Below are 12,532 nucleotides of genomic sequence, written 5' to 3' on the forward strand. Positions count from 1 at the left end.
TTTTATACCCTTTCTATTATTTTATGACCTACGGTAAGCAATCAAGATAAGTATCCAGATCCCATTGAGTTGTAGCACCCAAGAATCTTTCCCACTCATCGTTTTTGTACCAATGGAAAACTTTATACATTTCATCCGGCATTGCAGATTTAATTACTTCATCCTCTGCAAGTCTAGCCAAAGCTTCACCAAGACTTAATGGAAGTTTTTTAACATCTTTACCAGCCTTTTGAGCTTCGTAAATATTTCTAGACTCAGGAGCAGCTGGTTTTAATTTTTTACTAATTCCATGATCACATGCTTTTAGTAATGCTGCACCTAATAAGTATGGATTATGCATAGAGTCTACTGATCGGTATTCAAATCTACCCGGTGCAGAAACCCTTAATCCACATGTTCTATTTTGGTATCCCCAGTCAGCATAAACTGGCGCCCAGAAACCTTGATCCCATAATCTTCTATAAGAGTTAACCGTAGAAGATCCTAATGCTGTTAGTGCTGGCAAGTGTTCCATGATACCTGCAATTGATTGCAAACCAATTTTACCTGGTAACTGCATGTCTTTAGTATCAGGCATAAAAGTATTAGTTCCACCTTCAACATAACTAAACACTTCTTCAACACCTGGAAGATTTTTGTTTCCAAGTTTGTTTACTTTAACTTTTCCACCTTTCCACAAAGACATATTTGTATGACATCCACTTGCAGAAACTCCCATAAAAGGTTTAGTCATAAAGCAAGCTATTAAATTATGTTCCCTTGCAACTTGAGCACAAATTTGTCTGTATGTTGATAATCTATCTGCATTTCTTAAGACGTTATCATAAGTCCAATTTAATTCTAATTGACCTGGTGCATCTTCGTGGTCCCCTTGAATCATATCAAGTCCCATTGCTTTTGCATATTCAATTACCTTCATAAATACTGGTCTTAACGATTCAAATTGATCAATGTGATAACAGAATGGCTTAGAAAAACCTTTACCTGTTGGGGTTCCATCTTCATTTTTTGTTAACCACATCATTTCAGGCTCAGTACCAACTCTTAATTCTAGACCATGTTTTTTCTTAAATTCATCCATGAAAATTCTTAGATTTCCTCTACAGTCTGAAGTTAAGTGACCGCCTGGATTTTGTCTTTCTTCTCTGTTTCTAAAACATGTTACAAAAACTCTTCCAACTCTTTTGTCCCAAGGTAGTTGCACAAAAGTTTCTGGATCAGGTATTCCAACAAGCTCCATAGCTTCTGGACCATAACCAATGTAGTTATTGTGACGATCTAAAAATAAGTTTGCTGTTGCTCCATAAACTAATTGAAATCCTTTTTCTGCTGTTCTTTCCCAGTGATCGGCAGGTATACCTTTACCTACAACTCTTCCTGTTACAGAAATAAATTGATAATAAATATAAGTTATTCCAAGTTCGTTAATTTTTTCTCGAACTTTTTTTACTAGTTTAGCTCTACCTGGCTGGTTAACATGTTTTTCTAGATCCGTCATTTTCACCCCTCAATGAATTATTAATTATTCAAGCGTAGCTGAAAATTTTATTAGTGTCTAGGCTTAGAGTTTAACTCCAAGGGAACGGACTGTTAGAAGTCGGATGAAGTTCACCCTTCTCGTAACGGTTGAATCTAAACGGCTTCAATAAATCACTTTCAGTACCAAGAATTTCTTTTGCAACAAGTTCACCAACACCAATCATTTTATATCCGTGATTAGCATCAGCAATCATGTAAACGTTTTCAAAAAATCTATCGAAGATAGGAAAAGAGTCAGGTGTCATACATCCTAAACCACCTGATGGTCCTTTTCTGTATAAGTCTGATTTTCCTTCAAATCTTTTTTGGCAATGCGCAAGTGCTGAACACCACATTTCACTAAAAGCATCTGTTGTTTGATACTCTGGAGATTCAATTCCATAAGGATCAACATTTACTTGATCAAAATGTTTTTTAACAATGTAAGGAGAAGTTCCACCTTGTACACCTAAACCTTCAATATCAGGTTTATAATAAATTCCCCAAATTTTATCTGTTAACAATTTTTTTGTTTTGTCAGAGTATAAAGGTGCAGTCGAGTCAACGTGAACTACAGGTGGTTGTCTACCATCGTTTGTTTTTAAGAAATCTGGCTCAACACCGATAACTCCTTCTTGAAGCATCCAGTAAGTCCACATATCAGTTTCATGCATCTTACCATCTTTACCTTTTATGTGAGCTGTCTTTGGTAACTCTAACATATTCCAAAAATCTCTTGCCCATGGTCCTGCACCAACAACTACTTGTTCGCACTCAATAGTTCCTTTGTCGGTTTCAACACCAGTTACTGCTTGACTGTTACTTCCTTTTTTAAAACCAGTTACTCTTACACCTTTCATAACTTGAACACCATTAGATGTAGATTTACTTTCTAAAGCTTTAATTGAATCTTTATTAAATGCGTATCCACCTTTTTTCTCATGAAGTACAGAAGTGATACCTTGAGCTTGCCAATCATCAAAAATTCCTTTCATGTAATTTGTGCAATCTTTTTCACCTTCAATAAAAACTGACTCATATCCAATTGCTTTTTGTTGTTCATATATACTTGCAACATCTTCATGCATTACTTCTGGAGATATTTGTAAGTATCCAACAGGATTATATTTAAATGCTTTAGGATCACTTTCCCAAACTGAAACTGAATGTGCCATCAATTCTCTCATTGCTGGCTGAAAATAATTATTTCTTACAACTCCGCATGCAATTCCACTTGCACCAGCAGCTGTATCTTTTTTTTCTAATACAACTATGTCACCAGGATTTTTGTAAGTTTCTGAAAGTTTCCATGCAGTACTTAAACCGTGTATTCCACCACCGATTATCACTACTTTTGCTTTTGAAGGTAATGTCGTCATATCAAAACACTATTTTTTGATGCGAGCAATTAATATAATTATTTATAGAAGTAAATTTTATATATAAAAATTAGATATTTTTTTCAGTTATCAAAATTTATTTAATAACTGATGTTTTTGAGCGTATCTAAATAATCATTAAACTCTTTAATAAATGACTCGCTTGGGACTATATTTTTAATTCGCTGGTCAGTTGAAGTTTTTTCCAGTTTAAAGAATCCTTTTTCACAAGCCTCTGTAATTATTAAAGCTGATTTTGGCCTAGATGTTTTAAATAATTTTGTTTTTAATTCTTCAACAGATAATTTTGTACCTTCTTTAAAAGCTGACATAACTAACAACATCATATGATAATGAGAAGGTGATTTTCTAAAAAAATAATTACTAGACGTATGGGATTGTTTCATTTGTTCTTCCCAAAAATCTAAAAGGGTCTTTTTTTCTTTTGGCATTTTCTAAGATCTTACTCTTGATTTAGTTGGATCATAGAATGGAAATCCTACCACTTTTGCACTAATTCTTTTTTGGTGACCATCTATTTTTCCAATTTCAACTTCTGTTCCAATTTCTGAATATTGAGAATCAATTCTACAAAGAGCTACATTTTTATTTAGAGTTGATGATAGACATCCACTTGTAACAATACCCACTTGAGCTCTACCAATATGAACACAATCACCATGACCTGCAATTTCTTTTCCAATTAATTCTAATCCAACTAATTTTTTCTGTGGATTGTTTTTTCTTTTTATTAATTCTTCTTTACCTATGAAATCCTCTTCTTTTGTTTTTAAGGGAACTGCAAAACCGATCCCTGCTTCAAAGGGGTCTTGTTGACCATCAAATTCATTTCCAAATAAAATTAACCCAGCTTCTATTCTAAGTTTATCAAGAGCAGCAAAACCAGCAGGAATTAAACCATAATCTTTTCCTGCTTCCATTAATTTATCCCAAACTTCAGGAGCATGATTTGGATGACACCATACTTCATAACCAAGTTCACCTGTATAACCTGTTCTAGAAATGATTAGCGGAATACCTTGTAATTCTTCAATTCTACAAATTGTAAATCTAAACCAACCAAGCTCATCAATAGATGGTTGAGTAGGTGGTGTAAAAATTATCTTTTTTAAAATCTCTCTACTTTTTGGACCTTGTATAGATACATTACTAATTTGGTCAGTTGAATTTTTAACATTTGCATTAAAATTTTTTTTCTTTGCTATTTCTTTTAACCATTCTCCAGCATATTCATCACCGCATATCCATCTAAATCCTGTTTCACTTAATCTTAATAATGTTCCATCATCAAACATCATTCCATTTTCATAACACATTGCAGAATATACAACTTGGCCAACTGATAATTTTTTGATGTTTCTAGTAAGTGTGTAGTTTAATAATTCTTCAGCATCTGGACCTATTATTTCAAATTTTCTAAGAGAAGATAAGTCAATTAAAACAGCATCATTTCTGCAGGCATCATATTCATTTACTATTCCGTGTTTTGTATAATCATTTGGAAGCCAAAAACCTCTTGCATCAACATAATTTCTAGTTAGTTGAGATGTTCGTTCGTGGAAACCTGAATTTCTAGTTAGTTTTTTTTCTGAATCTGTTTTCATCCGAAAAGCAAATGACTTTCTAAATTCTTTATTTTTGTCATAAGTTCTAACAAAAATCTCAGTAGGATTCCATGAATTACAAGCATCAATATCGCTAGGACAAGCTGTAGTACCAATTGTTAAATCTTTTAGTGCTCTAAACATTACGTAGTCACCCGGTCTAGAATAAGATTCGTCAGATATTACTGAGTTTAATCCAGCAGCCGAAGTATTAAAAAATAAATTAATTGCATGCCATCCTTTTTGTTTTTGAACCCCATATTTAGACATACTCTCAGTTAAATTATCAGAGCAATTAGGATGACCAAAGTAACCAGCATCTTCATAATATTTTGAAGTACATGCAAGATTAAAAGTATCATGCTTACCAACAGTATCTCTTATTACCTCTACCAAGGGTTCATGATCAGTATCATAAAATTTTGAATGTAATCCAGGACCAGGAAAAGTGTTTCCCATAAAAGTTCTAGTTGTTTGCCAATCCAATCCTTTTTCAATTCCTTTTTCTAATTTTTTTGTATCAAATGCTACAAAGTCTGAACATTGTCTTCCAGTTGGACTTATGACTTGAATGAAATCTCCTTCTTTAACTTGGTAAGATGTTGAAGTTTCTTTATCTATGTTTTCTTCATAAAGTGGTTCAAAAACCGGATCAGGTATAACACTTAACTCTTTATCATTTTTTACCTTAGCTCTTTTAATAAAAATAGTTAAATCTGTTGGTGGATTTTGTTTTGTAACATCCATATCTTCACCAGGTGCAGCAAAGATCGCATAACATTTATCTTTTGATTTAAGTTTAATCTTTTCTTCAGCTTTTGTATCAAGATCAAAAACTATTGATGATTTAGACTCTTTTATATTTAAGTTTCTTTTTTTTAATTGATAATTTGTTGCTAAGATTGTTTCGTCTTTTCCATTTAAAATATCTCTTATGAAATTTTTTTGACTATTTTCTTTTAAATTTAAAATTCCTAACTCTGACTTTCCATCTTTGTTAAAACAAATTATTTCACAAACTTGATTTCCTTCATCGTTAATAATTTCTATTTCATCATCTGGAAAAATTTGAAAAGCAGTTAGAGCACCACCATTTACAATATGTCTTTCAACTCCAGGTGGTAAAATATTTAATCCAGGGTTTTTGATGTCTTTACTTGTTCCAAACATTTTTAAAACTTTTTAATATTGATATATTTTTTATCACCATTTTTATTGTTTAAATATATATATATTTTTTAGAACTAATAATCCTTTACCTCGCCATTCGTTTTAACATAGAGTGTTGGTATTAATATTAATAGAGGGGAAAAAAATGAAAAAAATAATGTCATTATTATCTGCTCTAGTTATTTCTGTAGTAAGTTTCTCAGGAATTTCTAACGCTGATAGCAAAAAGCCCATCGTAATCCCAACTCATAACTGGTCATCTCAAATTGTAATGGCTTATGTTATTGGTGGAATTTTTGAAAGCATGGGTAACAATGTAAAATATGTAAACGCTGACTCACAAGCAGTTTATGAATCAATCAGAATTGGGGACGTAACTATTTCTCACGAAGTATGGGAGTCTGCTTTTGGTAAGTCATTTACTACTGCTTTAGATAAAGGTGGTTTACTTGACTGGGGTGATCATGAAGCAAGAACTCTTGAAGATATGGGATACCCAAACTGGGTTGTTGATAAAGGTTTATGCCCAGGTCTACCAGATTGGACAGCTTTAAAAAATCCAGACTGTGCTAAAAACTTTACTACACCTGACTCTCCGGATGGAAAAGGAAGAATGTTGGAAGGACCTCAAAGTTGGCATGGTGATTTAATACCACAAAGAGTTGAAGCTTTAGGTTTGGGTGATCTTTGGTGGGTTAAATTTGCTGGAGGTGCAGATGCACTTTGGGCAGAATTAGCAGCAGCTGAAAAAGAAGGAAGAGGAACTATAATCTTTAACTGGACACCAAACTTTACAGATGGTGCTGGTTTTACATTTATTGACTTCCCTCCTTACACAGCAGGTTGCAGACCAGAAGATGGTGGTGATGGTAAATGTGGTTCTCCTGATGGATACTTGAAAAAAGCTGTTCATGAGGATTTCCCAAAAACTCACCCAGATGCAGCAGCAGCATTTAAAAAGATGTCATTCTCAACAAGTCACATTGGTGCGATGGCAGCTTTAGTTGATGTTGATAAAATGACTCACGAAGATGCAGCTAAAAAATGGTTAGCTGACAACGAGTCAGTTTGGAAACCTTTTACTAAATAAGGGTAAAAGTTAAAAAAATTAAAATCTCCCCCAACTTGTTGGGGGGGATTTTTTTTTATTCTAATTTGTGTAAAGTGACAAAATGAAAAAATTTCTAATTTTCATATTTTTAATTTCTTTAATTAACTCATCTGCATTTGCTCGAAGTACAGGATGTAAAGAAGGAAACTGTGAAAATGGTTTTGGTAAATGGATTTATACCGATAAGACAACTTATGAAGGTGAGTGGGTTGCAACAAAAAAAGAAGGTCAAGGAGTTGAGACATGGCCAAACGGATATATTTACAAAGGTGAATTTAAAAATAGTCAATGGAGTGGAAAAGGAGTTTTGACTTTTCCAGATGGATCTACTTATGACGGTGAATGGTCCAAAGGTTTTATGAATGGACAAGGAACATTTACTTGGGCAGATGGAAAACAAAAATCAGGCACTTGGGTAAACGGAAAGTTACAAGAGTAATGTCAAAAGAAAATAGTTTAAATAAAACTGAAAACAATTCAAACTCAACAAAGCAATTTATTGGTTTAGTTATTGTTACAGCAATAGTGATAGCTTTTTTTGCTGTTTTAAACGGAATATTTGGAGGGGGAGACGAGCTTGTAGAAAAAATGAAATTGGAAGAACAAAGAATTGCTGAAGAAAGAAAACTAAGTGAATTAATATCTAAATTACCTTCAGGAATTTTAGTATCCTTTGATGGAACTGACCACTATAGATTAACTGATGAGGTATATGAGCAAGTATGTAAAGCTACGAAATTAATTCCACAACGAGCAATTATGGGTGCTAATTTTTTAAATTTTAGAGCACACGAGATTTACACAATCAACGGAAATAAAATTGATGAAACTTTTGTCAAATGGGATCAAGAAAAAAGTAAGTGTTATGCAGGTTTTACAGTAAGTGGAAACAATGTTGGGGTAGATGAAACTATTACTGTTAGTGGAGAAGCTTTGAGTTTTTTAAGTACAGGTATTGATACTAGAGTTTACTATATTAAGAATTTTTAATGATGAAAGGTTACAATAATTAACATTTAAATTTTATTGAATTTCATATAACTTTGAGAAGATTTATGTCTGAGACCGTTATTAAGTGTGAGTCAGTTTATAAAATTTTTGGTGAGAATGCCAAAAAAATGCTAGAAGAGTCTGACGGCAATGTAGATGCAAAGACATTTCAAGAAAACGGTTGCATAGTTGGAGTTAACAACGCTTCGTTTGAAGTTTCAAAAGGAGAAATGCTAGTAGTAATGGGTTTATCTGGATCAGGTAAATCAACATTACTTAGATGTATTTCAAGATTAACAGATGCAACTGGAGGAAAAATTTTCATAGAAGGTCAAGATCTACTTCAATTGAATAATAAAGAATTAATTGAGCTTAGAAGAAATAAAATGGGAATGGTTTTTCAAAGCTTTGCCTTGTTGCCTCACAAAACGGTTGTAGAAAATATTGCTTTTCCACTTCAGATAAAAGGTATTAAGACTGAAGATAGTATTAGTAGAGCAATGGAAATGGTTAAACTAGTTGGACTTGATGGTAGAGAAAATTATTTTCCAAGAGAACTTTCAGGAGGTCAACAACAAAGAGTTGGGATTGCTCGGTCTTTGGCAGTGGAACCCGACATTTGGTTCTTAGATGAACCATTTTCAGCATTAGACCCATTAATAAGAAAAGAAATGCAAGATGAGTTTTTAAGACTTCAAGAAAAATTACAAAAAACAATTATGTTTATCACCCATGATTTTGATGAAGCTTTAAAATTAGCGGATCGAATTGCGATCATGAAAGATGGTATTATAGAACAGCTAGATACACCTGCTAACATTGTTTTAAATCCAGCTACAGAATACGTAAGAAAATTTACTGAAGAAGTTCCAAGAGAAAAAGTTTTAGTCATTGAAGATGTAATGGATAGTTCAACTAAAGATAATTTAGGAGATATAAAAGTTTCAAAAGATGACATTATCGAAAATGTTGCAGAAAAAATTCTTACTCAAGAAAAAATTGTAGGGGTTGTTGACTCTAATAACAATATTATTGGTTCAATAAAACCTTCAACAATTATTGATACAGTTTTTGGAGGAAGAAAAAATAGTAGCTAGACCATGGAATATTTAAAAAAATACCCAAAGTTGTTTCAATGGATATTTTTGTTGTTTGTATTTTTTGCTCTATGTTTTGCAATAGATGTTCCTGAAACTTATAAATTTATAAGAGGCCAAGCAGAATTTGTAAAAGATCCTAACCAAAGTGTTTATTTTTTTCTAGGTAAAGAAGTCAGATATTATGCGTTTGATGTGTTTTGGAGACTACCACCTTTACTTGGTTGGTTGCCTATCTGGATAAACGACTCTTTATTTTTCTTAATGAACGAGTGGATGCCAATGGAGTTTTGGAATGAAGATACTCAAGAGTTTAAAACAAGACCGCTGTTATTAGAGATAAGTAGAAATTTAACGTCTTTTATGACGTTTTTGATTGAGTTGATTAGAGAAATTTTGCTCGGAGGATTAGAAACTATAGTTGCATTCACTAGTTGGGACTTTATTGATGCTTATCCTTGGTTAGAATTACCTGGCACACCATGGACTATCGTTGCAGCAGGAGCAGCAATACTTGCTTATAGATTAAGTGGTATTGGTTTAGCATTATTTGCAGGTTTAACTATGATCTATATTTCAATATTTGGTCAGTGGAAACCTTCAATGCAAACTCTTTCCTTTATTTTGGTTGCAGCTCCTCTTTCATTTATTTTCGGATTAGGCTTAGGTATTGCAGCTTACAAAAGTAAACGAGTAGAAAATGCTTTGTATCCAATTCTTTTGGTGATGCAAACAATGCCTCAATACGCAGTATTAGTTCCTGCGCTTGTTTTATTTGGTGTTGGTGATCATGCAGCTGTAATTATTACAATGGTAGTAGCAGTTCCTCCGATGATTTTATTAACTATTCTTGGACTAAGAGCAGTTCCTCCAGAAGTGATTGAAGCAGGAAGAATGAGTGGCTGCACAAACTGGCAGTTAATGTCAAAAGTACTTATTCCAACAGCAAGAAGAGATATTTTAATCGGAGTTAACCAAGTTATTATGGTTTGTTTTTCTATGGCAGTAATCTCTGCGTTTATTGGTGCTAAAGGATTAGGATTTAACTTATTACTTGCTTTAAACCAACTTAATATCGGGTTAGCTCTTGAAGCAGGTTTGTGTATTAGTTTGATTGCAATCTTATTAGATAAGATGTCATTGGCTTGGGCAAACCAACAACAAGATTATTTTGGTAATCTTACTTTTTTCCAAAGAAATAAAAATATTATATTTTTTGGTGGATCAATAGTAGTTGGAGCTATTCTTGCTTACATTGGAACGTTTATTTTTAAAGACACGTTTAATTATTTATTTGAAGTTCCGCACAATAAAGGATTTTCAACAGCTGATTTTTGGAACAAGGGTGTTGATTGGATTTTTGATACTTTCTTTGTTTACATAAAAGCATTTAACACATGGTTAATTACAGAAGTGCTCCAACCAATGAGAGCTCTGTATTTAAGAATGCCAGCGGTTGCTACTTTAGTATTGGCTGTGGGTGCTGGTTATTTAATTGGAGGAATTAGATCAGCATTAGTTGTTGCTGCTTTAACTTTATTTATAGCATTAAGTCCATGGTGGGATAGAGCATTGGTTACATTGTACATGGCAACTTTTGGCGTAGTTGTTTCTTGTTTAATAGGTTTTACAGTTGGAACTTTATGTTTCCAAAATAAAAAGTCAGCAGCATTTATGTTAGGAGTTTGTGATATTTTTCAAACGTTTCCATCTTTCGTATACTTAATTCCAGTAATGATGTTATTTGGAATTACAGATACTTCAGTTTTGATTGCAGTAATTGTTTATGCAACAATTCCAGCAACTAGATATACTATTGAAGGTTTAAGAAGTGTACCTGCAGGTTTACATGAAGCTGCAACAATGTCTGGTGTAAATAAATTTCAAAGATTAACTAAGATTGAATTTCCTTTGGCTTTCCCTCATATGATGCTTGGGATAAATCAAACAATAGTATTTGCTTTATTTATGGTCATTATCGGGGCTTTTATTGGAACAGAAGATCTTGGACAATATATTTTAAAAGCTTTGTCAGATAAAAATGGAGCTGGAATTGGTTTAACTCTAGGTATCTGTGTTGCTTTCATAGGTTTGATTTTTGACAATTTAATAAGAACTTGGGTTGAGAAAAGAAAAAAATATTTAGGTATAGCTTAGTCCATTGAAAAAATTTATTATTTCTATTGATCAAGGAACAACATCTTCAAGAGTAATTTTGTTTGATACAAAAGGTAATATTGTTTTTGTTTCACAATATGAATTTAAACAATATTTTCCAAAAAATGGTTGGGTCGAACATAATCCAAATGAAATTTGGTCCACGACACTTAAAGCTTTAAAACAAGTAATCAATAAAGCAAAAAAATTAAAAGGCCACATTCTTACAATCGGAATTACAAATCAAAGGGAAACTACAATTTTATGGAATAAAAAAACAGGAAAGCCAATTTATAATGCAATTGTATGGCAAGATAGAAGAACACAAGATTACTGTAAATTACTTAAGAAAAAAAATTATGAAAACTCATTTAGAAATAAAACTGGATTATTTATAGATCCATATTTTTCAGCAACTAAAATTAAATGGATTTTAGACAATGTTAAAATTTCAAAAAAACTTCTTAGTTCAAATGATTTATTGTTTGGTACAGTAGATACATTTTTGATTTGGAAATTAACAAAAGGTAAGCAACATTTAACTGAAGCATCTAATGCAAGTAGAACAATGCTATATAATATTAATAACAATAAATGGGATAAAGAAATTTTAAAAAAACTAAATATCCCAAAAAAGATTTTACCAGAAGTCAAAAACTCAGCGGATAATTTTGGAAAAACAGACAAAAAAATTACAGGAGTTAAAATTTCAATTTCAGCAGTACTTGGTGATCAGCAGGCTGCAGCATTTGGACAAACTTGTTTTGAAAAAGGATCTATAAAAAGTACATATGGTACTGGCGCGTTTGTTATTATGAATACCGGTCCAAAGAAAATTAATTCAAAAAACAAATTACTGACTACTATTTGCTATCGATTAAATAATAAAAATACTTACGCCTTAGAAGGTTCAATTTTTATAGCTGGCGCAGGAGTACAATGGCTAAGAGATAAAGTAAAATTAATTAATAAAGCACCTGAAACTGAAAAAATTTCAAAATCATCTAAAATTAACGATGGTGTTTTTGTTGTACCAGCTTTTAGCGGAATGGGAGCGCCTTATTGGAGACCAGATGCAAGGGGGGTAATTACAGGACTAACAAGAGATAGTGATTGGAAAAGTATAGTTAGAGCAACAGTAGAATCTGTTGGTTATCAAAGTTTTGATTTGTTTGATTCAATGAATAAGGATGGCTTGAAACCAAGAATAGTTAAGGTAGATGGTGGAATGGTTGCAAATAATTGGTTCACACAATTTTTAGCTGATGTTATTAATTTAAAAGTAGTTAGACCAAAAATATTAGAAACAACTGCTTTGGGTGTAGCTTTATTAGCTGGACTTCAAATAGGAGAATATAAATCTTTAAATCAAATCAAAAATATGTGGAAAAAAGATCGTGTTTTCTCACCAAATATTAAAAAAACATTAAGGAAAGAACTTTTAGCGGGATGGAAACTAGCAATTAAAAAAACTTTAGCGTAACT

At 32.5% G+C, this 12,532-nt stretch carries 10 protein-coding genes; 6 read left to right on the forward strand and 4 right to left on the reverse strand.

The window, feature by feature from the left end; all coding sequences use genetic code 11:
• Positions 1–28: 28 nt before the first annotated feature.
• The 4 genes from ACTTAS_RS00810 to gcvT all read right to left on the reverse strand — a co-directional run bounded on the left by ACTTAS_RS00810 (position 29) and on the right by gcvT (position 5,692).
• Positions 29–1,498 (reverse strand): glutamine synthetase family protein, encoded by a 1,470-nt coding sequence (locus ACTTAS_RS00810; protein ID WP_440614089.1) that lies wholly within the window; start codon positions 1,496–1,498, stop codon positions 29–31.
• A 70-nt stretch (positions 1,499–1,568) separates the two neighbouring features.
• Positions 1,569–2,897 carry an NAD(P)/FAD-dependent oxidoreductase gene (locus ACTTAS_RS00815; RefSeq protein ID WP_440677983.1) on the reverse strand — a complete coding sequence of 443 codons (1,329 nt, stop codon included), beginning with the start codon at positions 2,895–2,897 and terminating at the stop codon, positions 1,569–1,571.
• A gap of 101 nt (positions 2,898–2,998) precedes the next feature.
• Positions 2,999–3,349, reverse strand: a complete 351-nt coding sequence (locus tag ACTTAS_RS00820) for a hypothetical protein (RefSeq protein ID WP_262590395.1) — start codon at positions 3,347–3,349, stop codon at positions 2,999–3,001.
• Between the two features lie 3 nt (positions 3,350–3,352).
• On the reverse strand, positions 3,353–5,692 hold the full coding sequence (gcvT, locus tag ACTTAS_RS00825) for a glycine cleavage system aminomethyltransferase GcvT (RefSeq protein WP_440677984.1): 2,340 nt from the start codon (positions 5,690–5,692) through the stop codon (positions 3,353–3,355).
• Positions 5,693–5,837: 145 nt separating this feature from the next.
• Between gcvT and ACTTAS_RS00830 the strand changes: the two genes are divergently transcribed.
• The 6 genes from ACTTAS_RS00830 to glpK all read left to right on the forward strand — a co-directional run bounded on the left by ACTTAS_RS00830 (position 5,838) and on the right by glpK (position 12,530).
• Positions 5,838–6,782 carry an ABC transporter substrate-binding protein gene (locus ACTTAS_RS00830; protein WP_440677985.1) on the forward strand — a complete coding sequence of 315 codons (945 nt, stop codon included), beginning with the start codon at positions 5,838–5,840 and terminating at the stop codon, positions 6,780–6,782.
• Positions 6,783–6,864: 82 nt separating this feature from the next.
• Positions 6,865–7,242, forward strand: a complete 378-nt coding sequence (locus ACTTAS_RS00835) for an MORN repeat-containing protein (protein WP_440633621.1) — start codon at positions 6,865–6,867, stop codon at positions 7,240–7,242.
• Positions 7,242–7,793: a hypothetical protein gene (locus ACTTAS_RS00840; protein WP_440677986.1), complete on the forward strand. Its 552-nt coding sequence runs from the start codon at positions 7,242–7,244 to the stop codon at positions 7,791–7,793. The genes ACTTAS_RS00835 and ACTTAS_RS00840 overlap by 1 nt, the downstream gene beginning before the upstream one ends.
• Before the next feature lie 65 nt (positions 7,794–7,858).
• Positions 7,859–8,890, forward strand: a complete 1,032-nt coding sequence (locus ACTTAS_RS00845; RefSeq protein ID WP_440677987.1) for a quaternary amine ABC transporter ATP-binding protein — start codon at positions 7,859–7,861, stop codon at positions 8,888–8,890.
• 3 nt (positions 8,891–8,893) lie between these two features.
• Entirely contained in the window at positions 8,894–11,047 is a 2,154-nt protein-coding gene (locus tag ACTTAS_RS00850; protein WP_440677988.1) for an ABC transporter permease, read from the forward strand.
• A 4-nt stretch (positions 11,048–11,051) separates the two neighbouring features.
• Positions 11,052–12,530 (forward strand): glycerol kinase GlpK, encoded by a 1,479-nt coding sequence (glpK, locus tag ACTTAS_RS00855; RefSeq protein WP_440677989.1) that lies wholly within the window; start codon positions 11,052–11,054, stop codon positions 12,528–12,530.
• The last annotated feature ends 2 nt before the right edge of the window (positions 12,531–12,532 follow it).

It is taken from the genome of Candidatus Pelagibacter sp. HIMB1611 (genome assembly GCF_052047715.1).
In the GTDB taxonomy this organism is placed as follows: domain Bacteria; phylum Pseudomonadota; class Alphaproteobacteria; order Pelagibacterales; family Pelagibacteraceae; genus Pelagibacter.

Coding starts and splice junctions, on each gene's coding strand:
- ACTTAS_RS00810 (WP_440614089.1), bottom strand. CDS start 1,498: ATGACGGATCTAGAAAAACATGTTAACCAGCCAGGTAGAGCTAAACTA.
- ACTTAS_RS00815 (WP_440677983.1), bottom strand. CDS start 2,897: ATGACGACATTACCTTCAAAAGCAAAAGTAGTGATAATCGGTGGTGGA.
- ACTTAS_RS00820 (WP_262590395.1), bottom strand. CDS start 3,349: ATGCCAAAAGAAAAAAAGACCCTTTTAGATTTTTGGGAAGAACAAATG.
- gcvT (WP_440677984.1), bottom strand. CDS start 5,692: ATGTTTGGAACAAGTAAAGACATCAAAAACCCTGGATTAAATATTTTA.
- ACTTAS_RS00830 (WP_440677985.1), top strand. CDS start 5,838: ATGAAAAAAATAATGTCATTATTATCTGCTCTAGTTATTTCTGTAGTA.
- ACTTAS_RS00835 (WP_440633621.1), top strand. CDS start 6,865: ATGAAAAAATTTCTAATTTTCATATTTTTAATTTCTTTAATTAACTCA.
- ACTTAS_RS00840 (WP_440677986.1), top strand. CDS start 7,242: ATGTCAAAAGAAAATAGTTTAAATAAAACTGAAAACAATTCAAACTCA.
- ACTTAS_RS00845 (WP_440677987.1), top strand. CDS start 7,859: ATGTCTGAGACCGTTATTAAGTGTGAGTCAGTTTATAAAATTTTTGGT.
- ACTTAS_RS00850 (WP_440677988.1), top strand. CDS start 8,894: ATGGAATATTTAAAAAAATACCCAAAGTTGTTTCAATGGATATTTTTG.